Origin of the sequence: Salinicola corii, assembly GCF_008298015.1 — a bacterium.
Lineage (GTDB): Bacteria > Pseudomonadota > Gammaproteobacteria > Pseudomonadales > Halomonadaceae > Salinicola > Salinicola corii.
Genome location: NZ_VTPX01000005.1, coordinates 239,865 through 262,517, shown reverse-complemented (window position 1 = coordinate 262,517; position 22,653 = coordinate 239,865). Strand labels below are relative to the sequence as shown.

Here is a 22,653-nt window from a genome sequence, read left to right as displayed (position 1 = left end):
CTGGTCTGTGCCCGACAGTGGCTTCACGCATGTCGGGACTCGTCCAATCGTCTTATAGGAATCGTCGTTCTTAACTGGTTTAAGTCAGGGTGCCGCTATTGGCCAAACTAGCACTCCCTCGAGATGCGCAAAATATGAACGAAGATGCTTAGAAAAAAGTTGAATATCACGCCAGCCTGGCTGTTCCGCAGTGACGATGGTGAGCTGCTCGACCCGGTGCTGTTCCGTCTGCTCGCCAATCTGCGCGAGTCCGGCAAGCTGACGCGCGCCGCCGAAGCCGCCGGTGTCTCCTACCGTCACGCCTGGAATCTGCTCAATCGTGGCGAGGCGTTCTTCGGCATGGCGCTGGTGGAGATGCGCAAGGGCCACGGCACCCGGCTCTCCCCCCTGGGGGAGAAGCTGCTGTGGTCGGAGCAGCGGGTGAAGGCGCGTCTGGGGCCGCAGATCGACAGCATGGCCTCTGAGCTCAACAACCAGTTGCAGCAGTTGCTGGCGGGCGCCCACCCGGTATTGCGACTGCACGCCACCCACGGCTACGCGGTGGCGCTGCTGCCGGGGAGCGGTAGCGAACTCGATCTGCGTTACTGTCATCCTGGGGAAGCGCTGAATGCCATGGAGCGCGGCGAGTGCGACCTGGCCAGCTTTCATCTGCCCACCTGTCCGCGATTGGCGGCGCGGGTGATGCAGGTCTACCGGCAGTCACTGGGGCGTCAAAAGTTGCGCGTGATCCGGTTCGTGACCCGGCGTCAGGGGTTGATCCTGCGCGCCGCGGATCGCGATCGCATCGGGGGGCTGAGCGATCTCACCCGACCCGGGGTGCGCTTCATCAATCGCGACGAGCATTCCGGCACGCGGATCCTGTTCAATCTGCTGCTGGAGGAGGAGGGGATCGGCGAGGCCCAGATCCAGGGCGCCGAACGGGAGGAGTTCACCCACACCGCGGTGGCGGCCTACGTCGCCTCGGGCATGGCAGATGTCGGTTTTGGATTGGAAGCGGCGGCGGCGCAGTTCGGGCTCGACTTCGAGCCGCTCTCCACCGAACACTACCTGCTGGTCTGCCCCGAGGATCGGCTGCGGCAGCAGAATGTCCAGGAGCTGCTGACGTTCATGGGATCCAGGGGATTTCTCGCCCAACTCGAATCACTGACCGGCTACGCGGCGGATCGGTGCGGCGAGGTGGAGACGTTCGAGGCGCTGCTGGCGGGGGACAGGGCGTAGAAGGCCGGATACGATCGTGTCCGGCCGTCGTTCAGGGGCAGTGCGCCGGTATCAGAACAGCGCGGCCGCCTTGGCCAGGGCGATGTAGAGTCCGATCAGGAACGGCACGCCCACGCCGAGCCAGGCCAGCACGCCGCCGATACCGAAGCTGCCGCGAGCCGCGGTCTCGGCATTGGAGGAGACGCTATCTTCCTTCTGCAGCGCGCGCTCACGGGCCAGTTCGTCGTCGCTCATCTGCTGCTCCGGCTTGACCGGCTTGACCAGGGCGTTGCAGATCAGGCCGAGAAACAGTAGCCCCGCCATAATGTAGAGCGTGCGGTCGTAGACGAGACTCGGCTCGACGCCCGCATCGAGCTGCGCCTGACGCAGAGCGGCAATGATCAGCGGGCCTACGAGGCCGGCAGCCGTCCAGGCCGTGAGCAGGCGTCCGTGGATCGCACCGACCATCTGGGTGCCGAAGATGTCGGCGAGATAGGCCGGCACCGTGGCGAAGCCGCCGCCGTACATGCTGAGGATGACGCAGATCGAGATCACGAATAGTCCGGCCAAGCCCAGGTGGCCCCACATCGGCAGCAGGCAGTACATCACGATGCCGATGGCGAAGAAGCAGTAGTAGGTGTTCTTGCGGCCGATCTTGTCCGACAGCGAGGCCCAGAATAGACGTCCGACGCTGTTGAACAGGCTGATCAGGCCGACCAGGCCGGCAGCCGCGGCGACCACCGCCGCCTGCTGTGCCTCGCTCAACGCGGCGGAACGGTCGGCGAGACCGACCAGGGCGCCGCCGAAGACATCCTGCAGCATGGGGCTGGCCATGGAGATCACCGCAATGCCGGCGGTCACGTTGAGGAACAGCACGCCCCAGATCAGCCAGAACTGCTTGGTCTTCCACGCCGTGTTCAGGTGAACGTGGCCCTGGGTGATCATGGTGTTGGTCTTGGCGTTCTTCGGCGCCGTCCAGCCCGCCGGCTTCCAGCCGTTGGGCGGTACGCGGAAGCCGATGGCACCGCAGGCCATGACGATGGCGTAGATGACGCCCAGGGTGATCAGCGTCATGGCGACTCCGGTGCCGCCGCCGGTGGAGTAGTGGTTCATCAGCAGAACCGCCAGCGGCGCGCCGACCATGGCGCCGCCGCCGTAGCCCATGATGGCAAAGCCGGTGGCCATGCCGCGGCGGTCCGGGAACCACTTGATCAGGGTCGATACCGGAGTGATGTAGCCCAGACCCTGGCCGATACCGCCCAGCACGCCGCAGCCGAGATAGACCAGCCACAGTTGATGCTGCATGACCCCGATGCCGCCGACGATCAGGCCACCCCCCCAGCAAGCCGCCGCGATGCAGCCGGCCTTTCTCGGTCCGGCATGCTCGAGCCAGGCACCCCATATGGCTGCCGAGACACCGAGCATTGCGATGAAGATGCCGAAGACGTAGGTGACCTGGGCAACGCTCCAGTTGCAGCTCGTCGTGGTCAGCGCCTGGAACAGCCCGATATTCGCGCAGCTTGCCGGTGCGTTGACGATCTCCTGGCTCATGGGAAGCCAGAACACGGAAAAGCCGTAGGCCATGCCGATACAGAGATGGATCGCCAGCGCTGCCGTGGGCACCAGCCAGCGATTGAAGTTGGGTCCCGCTACCGTTCTCTCGCGGGAGAAGAATCCCGCCGAGGTGTTGCCGCCGGTATCCAGCACGGCCTGATTGATCCCACTCATCCTGAACCCTCTTCTTGATTATCGTGTCGATGGCGCTGCCGGCACTACTGGGAAGACACCGCGTGACCGGGAAGACACCGCGTGCTCTACATCGGCAGAAGCGCCCTTGGGCTTGAGCGAAGAATGTATGAACATTTCTTCTTATTGTTGCCATGTCCACCAGCAAGAGACGGCAGGATCGAATCCGTGAACGGAAATGGCAACTAGCGGAAATCATTATGCTTGGTCGTGCATAGGTGAAGGCCGAGGGAACGAAGGAGGGGGAGATCGGCGGGAGACGATACCCGCCGGGGAACGACCGTGTGCGTCGGCTCTACGGCGTCGCCGTGCCGTTTTCGGTAACCGCAAAACAGGTCAGCAGGGTGCGCTGCATCAGGCTGAAGTTGTCGTCGCTCACCATCAGGTAGCGCTGGCCGCCGAGGCGGGTCAGGCCTTCGAAGTTGTCCAGCGACCAGCCATCGCCGTTGGATAGCCGGGCCAGTTCGGTGACCGTGACGCTGCCGTCGTCGGCGAGATGCGCCCGCCTCAGCCGAATCACCAGCGAGGCTGGCGGCGAGTAGGCGCGCTCCAGCGCCAGCAGGTCGTCATCCAGCGTTTCGAGGGCGGTCAGCGCACTGTTGGCGTTGGCCGCCAGCGGATAACGCCACTCCCGGGAGCCGTCCAGGGTGAACAGCCGTGTCATCTTCTCCGGCCAGCCATCTGGCGGGTTCTCGATACCCCCGATCAGACCGTGATCGGGGGTATCGGTCAGCGCCTCCAGGCCGCCGTTGGGCCTGATGTCCGAGAGGCCGGCCGGACGCTGTGCCGGCCCGCTGGCAATGCCCGACGGCAGAAAGCGCTGCCAGCGGGCGTCGCTCCCCGCCGTTCCTTCGAAGCCGATCACCAGTTGGGTATTGTCGCGCACGCCGTCCTCCGCGTTCTCCAGCGCCAGCGCCTCGGCATCGCTGCTGGCACTCGCCAGAATGGCGCCGTCCTCGCCGCGCAACGGATAGGTATCCAGCGGTTCGTAGTTTCGCAACTCACCGCTGCCGCTGAACGCCAGCCGCGCGCGGTGCAGCCAGCCGCGATCCGAGATCAGGAACAGCAGCGATTCGTCGTTGTCCCAGCCCAGGTCGGACAGTCCGCCCACCGGCGTTCCATCCTGCCACTTTGATGGCAGCGTCAGGGTGCCGCACCAGTCGATTTTCTGCGTGCTCCCCAGCAGATCCACCGGCGCGATGGCGGTGCGGTGGGGCGTGGCGCTGCAGCCGGCAAGCCACAGCAGGGCCATTGGCAGGGCAAAGTGGCGTCGAAACGTCATTGAATCTTGGCTCCACAGATCGTTAGGCGTCATCCAGTGTAGCGCTCCGCGACGGCGCCGGGTCGCTGCCTGATATACTCCCATCATTGAAAGTCACTGGCGTGGTAGAGCCATGCCCTGCGAGCACGGAGGAATCATGACGCGGATTGCCATCATGGGAGCGGCAGGCCGAATGGGGCGTATCTTGCTGGAAGCGACGCGCAACAGCGAAACCGCACAGTTGGGTGCGGCTATCGTGCGGCCGGATAGCTCGTTGCTGGGGTGTGACGCCGGCGAAATGGCCGGGCTCGGCAGGCTTGGTATCGCGCTGCTCGGTTCGCTAGACGACGCTAAAGACGATTTCGACGTGCTGATCGATTTTTCCACTCCCACCTTGACCCTCGAAAACCTGTCCTGGTGCGCCGACAACGGCAAGGCGATCGTAGTCGGTACGACGGGGCTCGACGAGTCGCAGCTGAAGACGCTAGACGGCTATGCCCAACGCGTACCGATGGTATTTGCAGCCAACATGAGCACCGGCGTCAACCTGACGGTGAACCTGCTCAGGATCGCAGCTAGGGCGCTGGGCGATGCCGGTTTCGACATCGAAGTGATCGAGGCGCACCACCGCCACAAGGTCGATGCGCCTTCCGGCACGGCATTGATGCTGGGCGAGGCGGTGGCCGAGCCGCTGGGGCGTGATCTGAAGACTCACGGCGTGTTCGCGCGCGTCGGCCAGGTCGGCCCTCGCGATCCCAAGGAAATCGGCTTCGCCACGGTGCGCGGCGGCGATATTGTCGGCGAGCATACCGTGCTGTTCGCCGCCGATGGCGAGCGCATCGAGATTACCCACAAGGCCTCGAGTCGATTGACCTTCGGCAATGGTGCGGTGCGAGCGGCGGTGTGGCTGACGGGGCGAAAAGCCGGGCGCTACGACATGCAGGACGTGCTGGAATTGAAAGACTAGAGGCAGGGCGATCTGCCCGATACCGGCGTGGCCCGGCGGCAGGTGACACCGATTGGGTCGAATCGCGATCGGCACTGGAGCCGATCGCTGGTTTCCGGTATCATTTCGCCAATTTGGCCGGGCCAGCCGCCGCAGGCAGTAGAGATTCGCCGCAGATGATGCAGCAACAGGACAATAAGCGGGATGAAACCGGTTTTCCGGATTTCGTCCCGCTTTTTTACGACCTTGCGGCGGCGTTTCCGGTCAGTGCATGAAGGGGCGTGATGCTACACCTCGACGCAATTTGTTGATGACCAGTTAAGGAGGATGTTGCCTTGAACAGACCCGCGATACTGGCTCTCGAAGACGGCAGCGTATTTCACGGTGTCGCGATCGGAGCCGATGGGCAGACCAGCGGGGAGGTGGTATTCAATACCGCCATGACCGGTTATCAGGAAATTCTCACCGACCCCTCCTATACCCGCCAGATCGTGACCCTGACCTATCCCCACATCGGCAATACCGGCATCAATGGCGAGGACATCGAATCGCACCGCATCCGCGCCGCTGGCCTTGTGATTCGTGACCTGCCGCTGATCGCCAGCAATTTTCGCAGCACGACCACGCTCTCCGAGTATCTGGCATCGCAGAATGTCATCGGCATCGCCGACATCGACACGCGTCGATTGACGCGCATCCTGCGCAGCAAAGGCTCATTGAACGGGGCGGTTCTGGCCGGCGACGCTGCCCGGGGCGATGATGCCGTCGAGCGGACGCTGGCGGAAGCCCAGGCCTTTCCGGGCCTCAAGGGAATGGATCTGGCCAGGGAAGCCTCCTGCGCTTCCATCCACGAGTGGACCGAGGGCGAGTGGACGTTGGGCCAGGGCTATGCCGATGTCACCAGCGACGAGCGGCCCTCAGGTGGCGCCCAGGACCCGCGCCAATACCACGTGGTCGCCTACGACTACGGGATCAAGCACAACATCCTGCGCATGCTCGCCTCCCGCGGCTGTCGCCTGACCGTGGTGCCGGCGCAGACGCCGGCCAGCGAGGTGCTGGCGATGAGCCCGGACGGCGTCTTCCTGGCCAACGGGCCGGGCGACCCCGAACCCTGCGACTACGCCATCAGCGCGATCCGGGAAGTCCTCGAGACGGATGTCCCGGTCTTCGGAATCTGCCTGGGCCACCAGTTGCTGGCGCTGGCCACCGGTGCCAGGACGGTGAAGATGAACCATGGCCATCACGGCGCCAACCATCCGGTCCAGGATCTCGACAGCGGTCATGTCATGATCACCAGCCAGAACCACGGCTTCGCGGTGGACGAGTCGAGCCTGCCCGGCAACGTGCGTGCGATCCATCGTTCGCTGTTCGACGGCACGTTGCAGGGCATCGAACTGACCGATCGTCCGGCATTCAGCTTCCAGGGGCATCCCGAGGCGAGCCCGGGGCCACAGGACGTCTCGCCGCTGTTCGATCGCTTCGTGACGATGATGCAGACCCGTCAGCGAGACGCGGTGTAGACCGTCAGCGAAACGCAGCACGGCCTCGGCCGTTTGGAATTCAGTCTTTCGGGTCGGCGCCGGCCGCCGACTCCCTCATTTTCGACGAGTGTTAGCGCATGCCAAAACGTACGGATCTCGACAGCATTCTGATCATCGGCGCCGGTCCCATCGTCATCGGGCAGGCGTGCGAATTCGACTACTCCGGGGCCCAGGCCTGCAAGGCACTGCGCGAAGAGGGCTACCGCGTCATTCTGGTCAACTCCAACCCGGCGACCATCATGACCGACCCGGTGATGGCGGATGCCACCTACATCGAGCCGATCACCTGGCAGGCGGTGGAGCAGATCATCGAGAAGGAGCGCCCATCGGCGATCCTGCCGACCATGGGAGGGCAGACCGCGCTCAACTGCGCGCTGGATCTCGACAAGCATGGCGTGCTCGAAAAGTACGGCGTGGAGATGATCGGGGCCAATGCCGATGCCATCAACAAGGCCGAAGATCGTGATCTGTTCGACAAGGCGATGAAGAATATCGGTCTGGAGTGCCCCAAGGCGAAAGTCGCCCATACCATGGAAGAAGCGTGGGAAATTCAGGCCTCGCTCGGTTTCCCGGTGATCATCCGGCCTTCCTACACCATGGGTGGCTCCGGCGGCGGCGTGGCCTACAACAAGGAGGAGTTCGAGGAGATCTGCGATCGCGGTTTCGAGCTCTCCAACAATCACGAGCTGCTGATCGACGAGTCCCTTCTCGGCTGGAAGGAGTACGAGATGGAGGTCGTTCGCGACAGGAACGACAACTGCATCATCGTCTGTGCGATCGAGAACTTCGACCCCATGGGCGTGCACACCGGGGACTCCATTACCGTCGCGCCAGCGCAGACGCTGACCGACAAGGAGTACCAGATCATGCGCAACGCATCGCTTGCGGTGCTGCGTGAGATCGGCGTCGAGACCGGCGGCTCCAACGTGCAGTTCGGCGTCGATCCCGACACCGGGCGCATGGTCGTGATCGAGATGAACCCGCGCGTTTCCCGCTCCTCGGCGCTGGCGTCCAAGGCCACCGGTTTCCCGATCGCCAAGATCGCCGCCAAGCTGGCGGTGGGCTACACCCTCGACGAACTGCAGAACGATATCACTGGTGGCGCCACGCCGGCTTCCTTCGAGCCGTCGATCGACTACGTGGTCACCAAGATCCCGCGCTTCACCTTCGAGAAGTTCCCCCAGGCCAACGATCGCCTGACCACCCAGATGAAGTCGGTCGGTGAGGTGATGGCGATCGGGCGCACGTTCCAGGAGTCGATGCACAAGGCGCTGCGGGGGCTGGAGATCGGCGTCGACGGGCTCGATCCGAAGGTGGTCGAGTTCAGTCAGGAGAACATGGCGCTGATCAAGGGCGAGCTGCAGGCCGCCGGCGCCGATCGGATCTTCTACATCGCCGACGCCATGCGCAGCGGCATGAGCGTCGACGAGATCTTCGCGCTGACCAACATCGACCGCTGGTTCCTGGTCCAGCTCGAGGACCTGGTGCTGGCCGAGGCGGCCGTCGCCAAGCGCTCGCTGCACGATCTGAGTGCCGACGACCTCTACCGTCTCAAGCGCAAGGGCTTCTCCGACGCGCGCCTGGCTTCGCTGCTGGGCGTCTCCGAGAGCGATTTCCGCCAGCGCCGGCAGCAGCTCGACATTCGCCCGGTCTACAAGCGCGTCGACACCTGCGCGGCGGAGTTCGCCTCCGATACCGCCTATATGTACTCCACCTACGAGGAGGAGTGCGAGGCGGAGGTCAGCGACCGCCAGAAGATCATGGTGCTGGGCGGCGGGCCCAACCGGATCGGTCAGGGCATCGAGTTCGACTACTGCTGCGTGCACGCGGCGCTCGCGATGCGGGAAGACGGTTACGAGACCATCATGGTCAACTGCAACCCGGAGACCGTCTCCACCGACTATGACACCTCGGATCGCCTCTACTTCGAGCCGGTGACCCTGGAGGACGTGCTCGAGATCGCCGACAAGGAGAAGCCGGTCGGGGTGATCGTGCAGTTCGGCGGGCAGACCCCGCTGAAGCTGGCCCGCGCCCTGGAAGCTGCTGGCGTGCCGATCATCGGCACCACCCCGGATGCCATCGACCGCGCCGAGGATCGCGAGCGCTTCCAGAAGATGATCGACAAGCTGGGGCTCAAGCAGCCGCCCAACGCCACCGCGCGCAGCTTCGAGGATGCCTTCGCCAAGGCCGAGAAGATCGGCTACCCGCTGGTGGTGCGACCGAGCTACGTGCTCGGCGGTCGCGCCATGGAGATCGTCTACGACGCCTCCGAGCTGGAGAACTACATGACCCACGCGGTCAAGGTCTCCAACGACTCTCCGGTGCTGCTGGATCACTTCCTGAGCGCGGCGATCGAGGTCGACATCGATGCCGTCTCCGATGGTCAGCAGGTGGTGATCGGCGGCATCATGCAGCATATCGAACAGGCCGGCGTGCACTCCGGGGATTCCGCCTGCTCGCTGCCGCCGTACTCGCTGCCGGCGGAAGTGCAGGACGAGATGCGCGATCAGGTCAAGCGCATGGCGGTCGAGCTCAACGTGGTCGGGCTGATGAACGTGCAGCTGGCGTGGCAGGATGGCGAGATCTACGTCATCGAGGTCAACCCGCGCGCCTCGCGCACGGTGCCGTTCGTCTCCAAGTGCATCGGCACGTCGCTGGCGCAGGTGGCGGCCCGCTGCATGGCCGGAATGACCCTGGTCGAGCAGCAGTTCACCCGCGAGATCATTCCCGGCTACTACAGCGTCAAGGAGGCGGTGTTCCCGTTCAACAAGTTCCCGGGGGTCGATCCGATCCTGTCGCCGGAGATGAAGTCCACGGGCGAAGTGATGGGGAGCGGCGCGACCTTTGCCGAAGCCTTCTACAAGGCGCAGTTGGGCGCCGGCGAAGCGATTCCGAGGCTGACCGGGGAGCGCAAGGCATTCCTCTCGGTGCGCGAGCCGGACAAGCAAGGTGTTATCGAGGTGGCCCAATCTCTGCTAGCCTTGGGTTTCAGTTTAGTGGCAACGCGGGGTACGGCCAGGGCTCTGGAAGGGGCTGGTCTGTCCGTTGCCGTCGTCAACAAGGTTTTTGAAGGCCGTCCGCATATCGTCGATCTGCTCAAGAACGACGAGATCGCTTATATCGTGAATACCACGGAAGGGCGTCAGGCGATCAATGATTCCTCGGTCATCCGGCGCACCGCGCTGGCGCGCAAGGTGCCCTACGCCACTACGCTGGCGGGCGCGCGTGCCGTGTGCATGGCGCTGGAGTACGGCAACGAGATCACGGTGCGGCGGCTGCAGGAACAGCATGCAGGAGCAGTCCATGAATAAAGTCCCGATGACCGTCCACGGCGAGCAGGCCCTGCGCCAGGAACTGGAGCAGTTGAAAGGGGTCGAGCGCCCCCGGGTGATCAGCGATATCGCGGAGGCCCGCGAGCACGGCGACCTCAAGGAGAACGCCGAATATCATGCCGCCCGCGAGCAGCAGGGCTTCATCGAGGGGCGTATTCAAGAGATCGAGGGCAAACTCTCGGCGGCGCAGGTCATCGATGTGACCAAGATGCCGAAGACCGGCAAAGTGATCTTTGGCGTTACCGTCGAGCTGCTCAATCTCGAGACCGATGACGAGGTGCGCTACCGGATCGTCGGCGAGGACGAGGCCGACATCAAGGCCGGCAAGATCTCGGTGACGTCGCCGATCGCCCGTGCGCTGATCGGCAAGAGCGAGGGTGATGTGGTCAACGTGCGCACGCCGGGTGGCGATGTGGAGTACGAGATATCGGGCGTGGAGCACCTTTGACTCGAGCCTGAAGATCGGCGCTCCGCGCCTGGAAGTCTGAAGCTGGAAGAAAAACACCCCGAGTCGTTTGGCTGCGGGGTGTTTCGTATCTACGGTTGTCGCATTCTTCCTTCAGCTTCCGCGAAGCGGCTCAGTGTCGGCCGTGATGTTCCTCGGCACGCTGAATGTTGGAAAGCTTGGGGTTGGCTTTCGGATTGTGGCGGTAGAGTAGTGCCGTCTTGCCCAGCGACTGGACCAGCTCCGCGCCGGAAAGCTCGATCAGTTCTTCGATCATGGCCTGACGCTCTTCCCGCTCGGGAATCGCCAGCTTGATCTTGATCAGTTCGTGATCGCGCAGGGCGCGCTCGAGCTCCTGCTGAGCGCCCTCGCTCAAGCCGCTCTCACTCACGGTGACGATCGGCTGCAGATGGTGGCCGATGCTGCGAAAGGCTTTCTTTTGTGCGGATGATAGGCTCATGGTAGTCTGACCGTTGGACTTCGCGATATTTTACAGCGGTGCTGCAATCGGTCTCACCACCGCACTGTCGAAACGCGATATGGTACGGGTTTCGGCCGCTACAGGAAAGATGTCGTTGGTGTGCGGGCCTTGGAGCAGTAATTGCGATTCCCAACCGGCACGACCACTCCCGCATCCGGTTTTCGGCCCGTATTTCCATCCTTTCTCTCCGAACTTTCTTCAGGTGATCTCCAGTGGCGCGCTCCTCCAGGCCCAGTCCCGACAACGCCGGTTTCTCGACGCGCCAGAGCAAGAGCAGTGCGGGCTGGCTGAAAGAGCATTTCGACGACCGCTACGTCCAGCAGTCCTGGAAGGATGGTTATCGTTCGCGTGCAAGTTATAAGTTGCTGGAACTCGACGAGCGTGACAAGTTATTCCGCTCCGGGATGTCGGTGATCGACCTGGGGGCGGCGCCGGGAGGCTGGAGCCAGGTTGCTGCCGAAAAGGTCGGTAGCGAGGGCGTGGTGATCGCCTCCGACATCCTGGAGATGGATGCGTTGGCAGGCGTCAGCTTCATCCAGGGCGATTTCACCGAAGAACGGGTGCTGGAAACGATTCTGGTAGCGTTGGACGGCCGCCCCGTCGACCTGGTGCTGTCCGATATGGCGCCGAACATGAGCGGCATGGCGGCGATCGACCAGCCCCAGGCGATGTACCTGGTCGAGTTGGCGCTCGATCTAGCGAGGCAGACATTGTCGCCCGGCGGTCATTTTCTGGCCAAGGTGTTTCAGGGCGAAGGATTCGATGACTACCTGCGGGATCTGCGGGGCAGTTTCCGCAAGGTGGTGACGCGCAAGCCGGAGGCTTCACGGGCCCGTTCCCGCGAAGTCTACCTGCTGGCGCAGGGATTTCATGGCTAGGCTTGCAAGCGTGGTTGAGCGCCCCCATCTGGTGTAGTGTCAGATCACGGCAAGCGCAGGCAGCAAGATTCGTACTACGAGGGTGGTGTCTTGAACGACATGGCGAAGAATCTAATTCTCTGGTTGGTCATCGCAGCCGTGCTGCTGACGGTGTTCAACAACTTTAGCGTCGATAGCTCGCCGCAGGCGACGAGCTATTCGCAGTTCGTGCAGCAGGTCCAGAACGACCAGGTGCGCAGCGTGACCATCGACGGCTACACCATCAACGGTGAGCGCAAGGATGGCACGCAATTCCAGACCATTCGCCCCGCCGCCCAGGATCCCAAGCTGATGGACGACCTGCTGGCGCATGATGTCACGGTCGTTGGCCAGAAGCCCGAAGAGCAGAGTCTGTGGACGCGCTTGCTGATCGCCAGCTTCCCGATTCTGTTGATTCTGGGCATCTTCATCTTCTTCATGCGGCAGATGCAGGGCGGTGGCGGCGGCCGGGGCGGCCCGATGAGCTTCGGCAAGTCGAAGGCGAAGCTGTTGAGCCAAGACCAGATCAAGTCCACCTTTGCCGACGTCGCGGGCTGTGACGAAGCCAAGGAAGAGGTGGTCGAGCTAGTCGACTTTCTCAAAGATCCATCGAAGTTTCAGCGCTTGGGCGGGCAAATACCTCGCGGTGTGCTGATGGTGGGGCCCCCGGGTACCGGCAAGACGCTGTTGGCGAAAGCGATCGCCGGCGAGGCCAAGGTACCGTTCTTCAGTATCTCCGGCTCCGACTTCGTCGAGATGTTCGTCGGCGTGGGCGCGTCCCGTGTCCGCGACATGTTCGAGCAGGCCAAGAAGCAGGCCCCGTGCATCATCTTCATCGACGAGATCGATGCCGTCGGTCGTCATCGTGGTTCCGGCATGGGTGGTGGCCACGACGAGCGCGAACAGACCCTGAACCAATTGCTGGTCGAGATGGATGGTTTCGAGGCCAACGACGGGATCATCGTCATTGCCGCGACCAACCGTCCCGATGTGCTGGATCCGGCGCTGCTGCGCCCGGGCCGCTTCGACCGCCAGGTCACCGTGCCGCTGCCCGACATCCGAGGTCGTGAGCATATTCTCAACGTGCATCTGCGCAAGGTGCCGATGTCCGACGGCGTGCAGGCCAGCATCATCGCACGCGGTACCCCGGGCTTCTCCGGCGCCGACCTGGCCAACCTGGTCAACGAGGCGGCACTATTCGCGGCGCGCCGCAATCGCCGTACCGTGGGTATGGACGAACTGGAGCTGGCCAAGGACAAGATCATGATGGGGTCTGAGCGGCGCTCGATGGTCATGTCCGAGAAGGACAAGCTCAATACCGCCTATCACGAGTCCGGTCACGCCATCATCGGTTTGGTGATGCCCGAACACGATCCGGTCTACAAGGTCACCATCATCCCGCGTGGACGTGCGCTGGGCGTGACCATGTTCCTCCCGGAGGAAGACCGTTACAGCTACTCGCGTCAGCAGATCATCAGCCAGCTCTGCTCGCTGTTCGGGGGCCGTATCGCTGAAGAGATGACGTTGGGGCCGAATGGCGTGACCACCGGTGCCTCCAACGACATCAAGCGTGCCACCGAACTCGCTCACAGCATGGTGGCCAAGTGGGGGCTGTCCGAGGAGATGGGGCCGTTGATGTACGACGAGGACGAATCGCACCAGTTCCTCGGTGGCCCCGGTCAGGGTGGTGGCAAGTTGAGTTCTGGGGAGACATCGACTCGGCTCGACAAGGAAGTTCGTCGCATTATCGATGAATGCTACGCCATGGCGCGCAAGATTCTCGAAGACAACCGCGATAAGCTCGATCTGATGGCCGAGGCGCTGATGCAGTACGAGACCATCGACGCGGCACAGTTGAAAGACATCATGGAAGGCCGCAAGCCTCGCCCGCCGAAGGATTGGGGGGACGATGGCCCGACCTCCGGGTCCGGTCGTCCCGTCGATGATCCGGAGTCGCAGCCGAGCGACGAAGGCGCCTCCGATGACGAGTCCGGTAACCGCCGCCCCTCGGATCCCTTGGGAGGGCCGTCGGGGCTTTGAGGCCATCCGGCGCCTCGGGGCGATCCAGAGAGCAGCGACAGTCATTGCAGCAGGGCGTCAGAAATGGCGCCCTGCCGCGTTTTGAGGCGGTTGCGAAACGGCATCGGCCTACCTAGAGTGGGCGCTTTTGCAAGCGACGGACTTCCATGACAGATTCTTCCTCCGCTGGCGTCCGGTTGCGCTGCGGTTATCATGATCTCGATCTCTCGCGTCCGCGCGTCATGGGTATCCTGAACGTGACGCCCGACTCCTTCTCCGATGGAAACCGGCATCGTGAGTTGGACGACGCGCGCCGCCACGCCGAGCGTCTGCTGCGGGAGGGGGCCGACATCATCGATGTGGGCGGGGAGTCGACGCGTCCAGGGGCCGAGCCGGTAGCGCTGGAAGAGGAGCGTGATCGAGTCTTGCCGGTGGTCGAGACGCTGGTGCGGGAGTTCGATGCGCTGGTCTCGGTCGACACCAGCACTCCCGAGCTGATTCGCGAAGCCGCCGAAGCGGGGGCGGGAATGCTCAACGACGTGCGCTCGCTGACGCGCCCTGGGGCGCTGGAGGCGGCGGCCGGCACCGAGTTGCCCGTGTGTCTCATGCACATGTGCGGAGAGCCGCGAACGATGCAGCGTGCGCCGTTCTACGATCGGCCCATCGAGCGCGTCGTTGCCGATTTTTTGCGGGAGCGCGTGGCTGCGTGCGAGGCCGCGGGGATCGACGCCGGACGGCTGTTGCTGGATCCGGGGTTCGGCTTTGCCAAGACGCTTGAGCACAACCTGCGGCTGCTCAATCGCATGGATGCGCTGGAAGCGCTGGGATTGCCATTGCTCGTGGGAATGTCGCGCAAGAGTATGATCGGCCAGGCGCTTGGTCGGCCAGTCGAGCAACGCCTGCCTGGAGGCCTCGCGCTGAGCGTGATGGCGGTCGAGCGTGGCGCTAGAATAGTCAGAGTGCACGATGTGGCGGCCACGGTCGACGCGATCGACATGGCTTGGGCCGTGCTTCAGGAACGGAGCGATCATGAGTAGACGTTATTTTGGTACCGACGGTATTCGCGGCACCGTCGGCGAGTATCCGATCACCGCTGATTTCATGCTCAAGCTGGGTTGGGCGATGGGGCGTGTGCTGTCTCGCAAGCTGTCCGGTCATCAGGCCCGGCAAAGGTCTTCTCAGTCACTGCGCCCCAAAGTGATCATCGGCAAGGATACGCGGATTTCCGGCTACATGTTCGAGTCCGCGCTGGAGGCGGGGTTGTCGGCCGCCGGGGCGGATGTGTCGTTACTGGGCCCGATGCCGACACCGGGTATCGCTTATCTGACCCGAACTTTCCGTGCCGATGCCGGAATCGTGATCTCTGCCTCGCACAATCCTTATCAGGACAACGGCATCAAGTTCTTCTCGGCGGAAGGGCTGAAGCTTGCCGATGAGGTCGAGGCGGAAATCGAGGGCGAGCTCGAAAAACCCCTGGAGACCATGGCACCTAACCAGCTTGGCAAGGCTGTGCGAATCAGCGACGCGGCCGGGCGCTATATAGAGTTCTGCAAGTCCACGGTCCACAATCGCCTCGAGTTGCATGGCCTGCGAATCGTCTTGGACTGTGCCCATGGCGCGACCTATCATATCGCTCCCAACGTCTTTCGTGAGCTCGGCGCCGATGTCAGCGTGATCGGTGGCGAGCCTGACGGCCTCAATATCAATCAGAACGTGGGCTCGACGCATACCGAGCGATTGAGCGAGGCCGTTGTGTCGTGCCAGGCCGATCTGGGCATCGCCTTCGACGGCGACGGCGATCGCGTGCTGATGATCGACCGCCGGGGCGAGGTGGTGGACGGCGATGAGATTCTCTACATCATCGCGCGAGACCTGCACGCACGAGGCAAGCTCAATGGCGGGGTCGTGGGCACGCTGATGACCAATTTCGGGCTGGCGGCGGCGTTCGAGAAGCAGGGAATTCCTTTCGAGCGGGCCAAGGTGGGTGATCGTTACGTCGTCGAGCGGCTGCTGGCCAACGACTGGCTGCTTGGAGGTGAGGCCTCCGGCCATATCGTCTGTCGTAACGTACAGACCACCGGTGACGGTATCGTCTCCGCGCTGCAGGTGCTGGCGGTCATGGTGCGAGAGGGGGTGCCTCTGGATCGGTTGCTTGATGGTTTCGAGAAGGCACCACAGGCGCTGGTCAATGTTCGCCTGCCCCATGGCTCCGATGCCGGAATGCTGTTGGAGAGCCCGGCGCTGCGCCAGAGCGTGAAGTCGGTAGAGGAGGAGCTTGGCGGCAGTGGTCGGGTTCTGCTACGTCCCTCTGGTACCGAGCCGTTGATCCGGGTCATGGTCGAAGGGAGGCCGAGATTCGATGTCCAGGCCCTGGCGCGGCGGATTGCCGATAGTGTCGAAACCTTGATCGCCTGAGCTGGCCAGGTCGCCGGCAGCACTTGTTGTCTTGTTGTCAAGGCTCTTATACCATGTCGCTCCACCGAAGGGAGGTAGCATGCGCAAGCCGCTGATCGCAGGTAACTGGAAGATGAACGGCTCGGCAGAATTGATCGAGACGTTCGGTCGAACGTTCGCCGGGGTTGAGTTGCCGTCGCCAGTCGATGTCGTGGTCCATCCCCCGTTTCCCTATCTTGATGCCGCGCGCAGCGCTTTTGCGGGCACGCCTCTCTCGCTGGGCGCCCAAACGCTCAACCCGCTGCACTCCGGGGCCCGTACCGGTGAAGTCAGTGGGCAGATGCTTGCCGAGTTCGGTGTCGAGTATGTGCTGGCCGGCCACTCCGAGCGTCGCCAGCTCTATCATGAAAGTGACGAACAGGTCTATGAGCGGGTCATTGCCGCACTCACGGTGGGAATCAGGCCGATCCTCTGCGTGGGCGAGACGCTAGAGGAGCGCGACGCCGGTCAATCCGAGAATGTCGTGCTGCGTCAGGTCGGCTATGTCATGGCCCGGCTCGAGCCTGGGCAGCGTCGAATGATGACGATTGCCTACGAGCCGGTCTGGGCGATTGGTACCGGGCGTACGGCCACGCCAGAGCAAGCCCAGCAGATGATGGCCGCGATTCGCGATTATCAGGCGAGCTTCGACCCGGCGTTGGCCGATGCGCTCCGCCTGCTGTATGGCGGTAGCATGAATGCGAGCAACGCACAGGAGTTGCTCGCCCAGGGAGATATCGACGGCGGCCTGATCGGCGGAGCTTCGCTCAAGGTCGACGATTTCAAAGCGATTTGTCAGTCAGCAGGTTGATTTCATGCAGATAGCAGTTTTGTTGGTACACGTACTCATCGCGATTGCACTGGTGGTCCTGGTCCTGCTTCAGCAGGGCAAGGGCGCCGAAGCGGGCGCCGCTTTCGGTGGCGGTTCCTCTCAGACGGTGTTTGGCTCACGCGGCAGTGGCGGATTCCTGTCCAAACTGACGGGCGGTCTGGCGGCGCTTTTCTTCGTGACCTCTCTAGGGTTGGCGTACTTCGCGACCAATGCCGGTAGTGCACCGCAGAGCGGTATCCCGGACGCCCAAGTGATTGAGCAGCAACATAATGGTGCTCCGACGCTTGACGATGGGGATCAAAGCGGGAATAATGCTGCGCCAGCACTCGAGGAAGGTGGCGATCAGGAATCGTCAAATCCTTGAGTGGGAAGGAAAATTCGCTGCGTTCAATGGGACGTCGGAATGCGGCGAATTGAGTGTGGCGCCCAGGTGCTACACACCCTCTGATGCCGAAGTGGTGGAATTGGTAGACACGCTATCTTGAGGGGGTAGTGACCTTACGGTCGTGCGGGTTCAAGTCCCGCCTTCGGCACCATCGTCAAGTTTTTCCGGTCTTTTCGACTTGAACCTCTGAACGATACTGTATGGATTCTTGCTAGAAGAATCAGGCGATATCGCGGCCTTCCTTGACCCATCTCGAGGCCGTTCCTATAATCGCCAACCTGATGTTGCGGGGTGGAGCAGTCTGGTAGCTCGTCGGGCTCATAACCCGAAGGTCGTCGGTTCAAATCCGGCCCCCGCTACCAAGTTTTTGAAAGGCCCCTTCCTGAGAAGGGGCTTTTTGTTAGCAGCTTTGTCGATGTCAGCGCCTTGTCGTCGTTGACGGCGCTGCTGACGTCAATGCCAGTCAGCCACCTAGCACCTTGCATTTCTCTCAACTCCCGGTCAGGTGCCTGATGCAACTGCTGTAGGAGTCGTTTGTGGTCACCAAGGACGCAGCACTGTATGCGATCATCGAGCCGGTGGTTACCGCCATGGGTTTCGAGTTGTGGGGCCTCGACTATCTGGCTCAGGGCAAGCATTCCAAGCTGATGATCTACATCGACAGCCCCGATGGAATTTCGGTCGATGATTGCGCGAGTGTCAGCCGCCAGGTCAGCGGCGTGCTGGATGTCGAAGATCCGATCTCGGGCAACTACAGCCTGGAAGTTTCCTCTCCAGGTCTCGATCGCCCGCTCTATACGCTCGATCATTTTTCGCGCTTTAGCGGCCACGTGGTGCAGCTCAAGCTGCGCACCGCCTTCGATGGACGTCGCAAGTTTCAGGGGCGCCTGGCTGGTATCGATGGCGACGAAGTGCTGCTGCACATCGATTCGGAAGAGTACTGCTTTCCCATCGAAAGCATCGATCAAGCTCGCGTCGTCCCGCAGTACGACGACTGAATTCCATCACCTGTTGTTCGATGACTCAGTAATTCGAGACCAAGAATTCGAAACCAAGAACCGGTTTTTCGGCGAGGCATAGGCATGAGCAAAGAGATACTGCTGGTCGTTGACGCCATCTCCAACGAGAAGAGCGTGCCCCGAGACGTCATTTTCGAGGCTGTCGAGGCGGCATTGGCCAGCGCATCGCGCAAGCGCTTCGAGGGGCAGGATGTCAGCATCCGCGTCCAGATTGATCGCCGCACCGGCGAGTACGATACTTTCCGTCGTTGGGTCGTGGTCGAAGACGAAGACTATCTCAGCGAAGATCGCGAAATTCCGCTTTCCGAAGCGGAGGCACGCGAGTCTCCGCTGGCTGTCGGCGATGTGGTCGAAGAGCAGGTGGAGTCGGTGGCCTTCGGACGTATCGCTGCCCAGACCGCCAAGCAGGTTATCGTGCAGAAGGTGCGCGAGGCCGAGCGCGCCCAGATCGTCAAGCAGTATACCGAGCGTGAAGGCGAACTGGTCGCGGGTATCGTCAAGAAAACGACACGTGACGGACTGATCATTGATCTCGGTGAGAACGCTGAAGGTTTTCTACCGCGTGGCGAGATGATTCCCGGCGAGCGCTACCGCATGAACGAACGGGTCCGCGCGTTGCTGTGGAAAGTCGACGCGGAAGCGCGTGGCTCCCAGCTCATCCTGTCGCGGACGAAGCCGGGCATGTTGGTCGAGTTGTTCAAGATCGAAGTGCCGGAGATCGCCGAGCAACTGATCGAGATCAAGGGAGCGGCCCGTGACCCTGGGGCGCGTGCCAAGATTGCGGTCAAGACCAATGACAGGCGAATCGACCCGGTCGGTGCCTGTGTCGGCATGCGGGGTTCACGCGTGCAGGCGGTGTCCAACGAGCTGCGTAACGAGCGCGTGGATATCATTTTATGGGACGACAACCCTGCGCAACTGGTGATCAACGCCATGGCGCCGGCGGAAGTCGCCTCCATCCTCGTTGACGAGGACGCCCATTCGATGGACGTCGCCGTCGGCGAGGACAACCTCGCTCAGGCCATTGGTCGTAGCGGTCAGAACGTGAGGCTCGCCAGCGAGTTGACGGGCTGGACGCTCAACGTCATGACCATCGATGAAGCCGAGGGTAAACGCGAGCAGGAAGTCGACAGCCTGGTCGAATATTTCATCAACCATCTCGAGATCGACGAAGACGTCGCCCGCATCCTGGTCGAGGAAGGGTTCACGACGATCGAAGAGCTGGCCTACGTGCCGGTCGAAGAGATGTTGGAGATCGAAGAGTTCGATGAGGATCTGGTCGAGGAACTTCGTGCAAGAGCCAAGGATGAGCTTCTCAACTTGGCCATCGCATCGGAAGAGCAACTGGATGGCGCTCAGCCCGCCGAAGACCTTCTCACGATGGACGGCATGGACCGCCACCTGGCTTTCATTCTTGCCAGCCGTGGCATTGTCACCATGGAGGACCTCGCAGAACAGTCCATCGAGGATCTGAAGGATATCGACGACGTGGACGAGGAGCGCGCAGCGGCACTGATCATGACTGCCCGTGCGCCTTGGTTTCAGAGCGAAGAGTAACGTGGTCACGGGTTCAGGAGGGTCGTAATGTCAGACATGACCGTAAAAGAGTTTGCCGGCAAGGTGGGACGCGATGTGTCTCGCCTGCTTGAACAGATGAAGGATGCGGGGCTGCCGCATCAAAAGGAAAGCGACGCGGTCTCCGAAGAGGACAAGCAACGTCTCCTCGATCACCTGACCAAGAGTCATGGTGGTGGACGTGGCCCGCGTAATCGCATCACCTTGACACGCAATACCCGCAGCAAGATTCGTTCGGGCGAGCGTGGCAAGACCATCGAGGTGCAGGTGCGCAAGAAGCGGACCTACGTCAAACGCGATGCGGAGCCGGTCGAGGAAGCACCGTCCGAGGAAGCGGGGCCGCGCCAGCTCGTTGGCGACATGGCCGATCAGGCGCAGCAGCAGTCCGAGCAGGCCCCCGTCGCTGAGACGAGTAGCGAGCCAACGCCGGATCTGACCGCCGGGCAGGAGAGTTCCAACAAGGCGGCCGCACCCTCGCCCGAGCCCCAGGCGCCGGGGGATGACATTCCCGAGGAGCCGCAGGTCGAGGATAACGAGCCGACTTCCAACAGCCAGCCGTTCGTCGAGCCGCCGCCCAAGGAGCCGCGAACGGAAAACCGTCGCGCCCATCCGAAGAAGGACAAGGAGCGTGATCAGGGACGTCGTGGACGTCGTGATGACGACGACGATCGTTCCGAGCGTCGTCGCGGTGGCGGTGCCAAGAAGGTCAAGCGGGCCGAGCGCCGGGGTAGCCGTCGCGGACGCGGCGACAACCAGCATGGCTTCCAGAAGCCGACGCAGCCGATCGTGCGTGAAGTCGCGCTCCCGGAATCGATCAGCGTCGCGGAATTGGCGGACAAGATGTCGGTCAAGGCCAACGAAGTGATCAAGGCCATGTTCAACATGGGCGCGGCGGTGACCATCAACCAGACCATTGATCAGGATACTGCCGCGATCGTGGTCGAGGAGATGGGCCACAAGCCGAAGTTGGTCAAGGAAGACGCGCTCGAGACCGAAGTGCTCGAAGGCATCTCCTACGAAGGTGACGAGATCACCCGTTCGCCGGTCGTCACTGTCATGGGTCACGTCGACCACGGCAAGACCTCGCTGCTCGACTTCATTCGCCGCACCAAGGTCGCGACCGGCGAAGCCGGTGGTATCACCCAGCACATCGGTGCCTATCACGTCGAAGGCGAACATGGTGGCGTCACTTTCCTGGATACGCCGGGTCACGCGGCCTTCACCGCCATGCGTGCTCGTGGTGCCCAGGCGACCGACGTTGTCATCCTGGTCGTTGCCGCCGATGACGGTGTCATGCCGCAGACGGTCGAGGCGGTAGAACACGCCAAGGCTGCTGGCGTGCAGCTGGTCGTGGCGATCAACAAGATCGACAAGGAAGGGGCTGATCTCGACCGGATTCGCAACGAGCTGTCTCAGCACGGTGTGATCTCCGAGGAATGGGGCGGCGATACCCAGTTCGTCTCGGTCTCGGCGAAGACCGGTGAAGGCATCGATCAACTGCTTGAATCGGTGCTGCTGGTTTCCGAAGTGCTCGAGCTCAAGGCCGTGCCGGAAGCGCCGGGCAAAGGGGTCGTGGTCGAGTCTCGTCTCGACAAGGGCCGTGGCCCGGTGGCGACCGTGCTGGTCCAGAACGGGACGCTCAAGCGTGGCGACATCGTCCTCGCCGGCCTGCACTACGGCCGTGTGCGGGCGCTGACCAACGAACTCGGCAAGCAGGTCGAGTCGGTCGGTCCGTCCATGCCGGTCGAGATCCAGGGGCTCGATGGCACGCCGGAAGCCGGTGAGGACTTCATGGTGCTGACCGATGAGAAGAAGGCGCGTGAAATCGCCAACTTCCGCCAGGGCAAATACCGCGAAGTGCGTCTGGCGCGCCAACAGAAGGCCAAGCTGGAGAACATGTTCAGCCAGATGGGCCAGGACGAGGTGGCCAAGGTCAACGTCGTCCTCAAGGCCGACGTCCAAGGCTCGCTGGAAGCGATCCGCGGGGCGCTGGAAGAACTCTCCACCGATGAAGTGCAGGTGGCGGTCGTCTCTTCCGGGGTTGGCGGCATCACCGGAACCGACGCCAACCTGGCGTTGGCCAGTGAAGCGATTCTGGTCGGTTTCAACGTCCGTGCCGATGCCTCTGCGCGGGAAATCGTCGAGCGTGAAGGGCTGGATCTGCGCTACTACAGCGTCATCTACCAACTGATCGACGAGGTCAAGCAGGCCATGAGTGGCATGCTGGCACCGGAGTGGAAGGAAGAGATCGTCGGTGTTGCCGAAGTGCGCGATGTGTTCAAGGCGCCGAAGATCGGAGCGATCGCTGGCTGTATGGTCGTCGAGGGCTCCGTTCACCGCAACAAGAAGATCCGTGTCCTGCGTGACAACGTGGTCATCTATGAAGGCGAGCTGGAATCCCTGCGTCGCTTCAAGGATGACGTCAACGAAGTGCGCAACGGCATGGAGTGCGGTATCGGCGTCAAGAACTACAACGACGTTCAGGTCGGCGACAAGATCGAGGTCTTCGACCAGGTCAAGGTCGAGCGTACCCTGTAAGTGACAG

At 62.4% G+C, this 22,653-nt stretch carries 17 protein-coding genes and 2 tRNA genes; 16 read left to right on the top strand and 3 right to left on the bottom strand.

Annotated elements, in window-relative coordinates; all coding sequences use genetic code 11:
- The first annotated feature begins 159 nt into the window (after positions 1 to 159).
- The gene (locus F0A16_RS11540) at positions 160 to 1,218 is read left to right on the top strand and encodes a substrate-binding domain-containing protein (RefSeq protein WP_239023801.1); all 1,059 of its coding nucleotides are present in this window, start codon (positions 160 to 162) and stop codon (positions 1,216 to 1,218) included.
- A gap of 51 nt (positions 1,219 to 1,269) precedes the next feature.
- Here the strand turns inward: F0A16_RS11540 and F0A16_RS11535 are convergent, their stop codons facing one another.
- Together F0A16_RS11535 and F0A16_RS11530 are read right to left on the bottom strand one after the other, a co-directional pair.
- Complete coding sequence (locus F0A16_RS11535; RefSeq protein ID WP_149435533.1) at positions 1,270 to 2,925, bottom strand: OFA family MFS transporter; 1,656 nt, start codon at positions 2,923 to 2,925, stop codon at positions 1,270 to 1,272.
- A 313-nt stretch (positions 2,926 to 3,238) separates the two neighbouring features.
- A complete protein-coding gene (locus F0A16_RS11530) occupies positions 3,239 to 4,225 on the bottom strand; it encodes an esterase-like activity of phytase family protein (RefSeq protein ID WP_187775986.1) in 987 nt (328 codons plus the stop codon).
- A gap of 136 nt (positions 4,226 to 4,361) precedes the next feature.
- On the opposite strand from F0A16_RS11530, the gene dapB reads away from it, so the two are divergent.
- The 4 genes from dapB (at position 4,362) to greA (ending at position 10,471) form a co-directional block, all read left to right on the top strand.
- The gene (gene dapB / locus F0A16_RS11525; protein ID WP_149435531.1) at positions 4,362 to 5,171 is read left to right on the top strand and encodes a 4-hydroxy-tetrahydrodipicolinate reductase; all 810 of its coding nucleotides are present in this window, start codon (positions 4,362 to 4,364) and stop codon (positions 5,169 to 5,171) included.
- Between the two features lie 314 nt (positions 5,172 to 5,485).
- A complete protein-coding gene (carA, locus tag F0A16_RS11520) occupies positions 5,486 to 6,670 on the top strand; it encodes a glutamine-hydrolyzing carbamoyl-phosphate synthase small subunit (protein WP_149435530.1) in 1,185 nt (394 codons plus the stop codon).
- 98 nt (positions 6,671 to 6,768) lie between these two features.
- The gene (gene carB, locus F0A16_RS11515) at positions 6,769 to 10,002 is read left to right on the top strand and encodes a carbamoyl-phosphate synthase large subunit (protein ID WP_149435529.1); all 3,234 of its coding nucleotides are present in this window, start codon (positions 6,769 to 6,771) and stop codon (positions 10,000 to 10,002) included.
- Positions 9,995 to 10,471 (top strand): transcription elongation factor GreA, encoded by a 477-nt coding sequence (gene greA / locus F0A16_RS11510; RefSeq protein ID WP_149435528.1) that lies wholly within the window; start codon positions 9,995 to 9,997, stop codon positions 10,469 to 10,471. The genes carB and greA overlap by 8 nt, the downstream gene beginning before the upstream one ends.
- 130 nt (positions 10,472 to 10,601) lie before the next feature.
- On the opposite strand, the gene F0A16_RS11505 is transcribed toward greA, so the two are convergent.
- On the bottom strand, positions 10,602 to 10,928 hold the full coding sequence (locus F0A16_RS11505) for a YhbY family RNA-binding protein (protein WP_149435527.1): 327 nt from the start codon (positions 10,926 to 10,928) through the stop codon (positions 10,602 to 10,604).
- Positions 10,929 to 11,161: 233 nt separating this feature from the next.
- On the opposite strand from F0A16_RS11505, the gene rlmE reads away from it, so the two are divergent.
- From rlmE to infB, 11 genes are all read left to right on the top strand, one after another.
- A complete protein-coding gene (gene rlmE, locus F0A16_RS11500; protein WP_149435526.1) occupies positions 11,162 to 11,827 on the top strand; it encodes a 23S rRNA (uridine(2552)-2'-O)-methyltransferase RlmE in 666 nt (221 codons plus the stop codon).
- A 90-nt stretch (positions 11,828 to 11,917) separates the two neighbouring features.
- The gene (gene ftsH / locus F0A16_RS11495) at positions 11,918 to 13,885 is read left to right on the top strand and encodes an ATP-dependent zinc metalloprotease FtsH (RefSeq protein ID WP_149435525.1); all 1,968 of its coding nucleotides are present in this window, start codon (positions 11,918 to 11,920) and stop codon (positions 13,883 to 13,885) included.
- A gap of 146 nt (positions 13,886 to 14,031) precedes the next feature.
- Entirely contained in the window at positions 14,032 to 14,901 is an 870-nt protein-coding gene (folP, locus tag F0A16_RS11490; RefSeq protein ID WP_239023800.1) for a dihydropteroate synthase, read from the top strand.
- A complete protein-coding gene (gene glmM / locus F0A16_RS11485; RefSeq protein WP_149435524.1) occupies positions 14,894 to 16,279 on the top strand; it encodes a phosphoglucosamine mutase in 1,386 nt (461 codons plus the stop codon). The genes folP and glmM overlap by 8 nt, the downstream gene beginning before the upstream one ends.
- A gap of 79 nt (positions 16,280 to 16,358) precedes the next feature.
- A complete protein-coding gene (gene tpiA / locus F0A16_RS11480) occupies positions 16,359 to 17,108 on the top strand; it encodes a triose-phosphate isomerase (RefSeq protein ID WP_149435523.1) in 750 nt (249 codons plus the stop codon).
- 4 nt (positions 17,109 to 17,112) lie between these two features.
- Positions 17,113 to 17,493 (top strand): preprotein translocase subunit SecG, encoded by a 381-nt coding sequence (secG, locus tag F0A16_RS11475; RefSeq protein WP_149435522.1) that lies wholly within the window; start codon positions 17,113 to 17,115, stop codon positions 17,491 to 17,493.
- Between the two features lie 85 nt (positions 17,494 to 17,578).
- Positions 17,579 to 17,665: transfer RNA gene (locus tag F0A16_RS11470), tRNA-Leu, on the top strand.
- Positions 17,666 to 17,799: 134 nt separating this feature from the next.
- Positions 17,800 to 17,876: transfer RNA gene (locus F0A16_RS11465), tRNA-Met, on the top strand.
- Between the two features lie 174 nt (positions 17,877 to 18,050).
- Positions 18,051 to 18,512 (top strand): ribosome maturation factor RimP, encoded by a 462-nt coding sequence (gene rimP / locus F0A16_RS11460; RefSeq protein ID WP_149435521.1) that lies wholly within the window; start codon positions 18,051 to 18,053, stop codon positions 18,510 to 18,512.
- An 84-nt stretch (positions 18,513 to 18,596) separates the two neighbouring features.
- Positions 18,597 to 20,090, top strand: coding sequence for a transcription termination factor NusA (gene nusA / locus F0A16_RS11455; protein WP_149435520.1), 1,494 nt, complete (start codon positions 18,597 to 18,599; stop codon positions 20,088 to 20,090).
- Positions 20,091 to 20,117: 27 nt separating this feature from the next.
- Positions 20,118 to 22,646, top strand: a complete 2,529-nt coding sequence (gene infB, locus F0A16_RS11450; protein ID WP_149435519.1) for a translation initiation factor IF-2 — start codon at positions 20,118 to 20,120, stop codon at positions 22,644 to 22,646.
- Positions 22,647 to 22,653 lie beyond the last annotated feature (7 nt).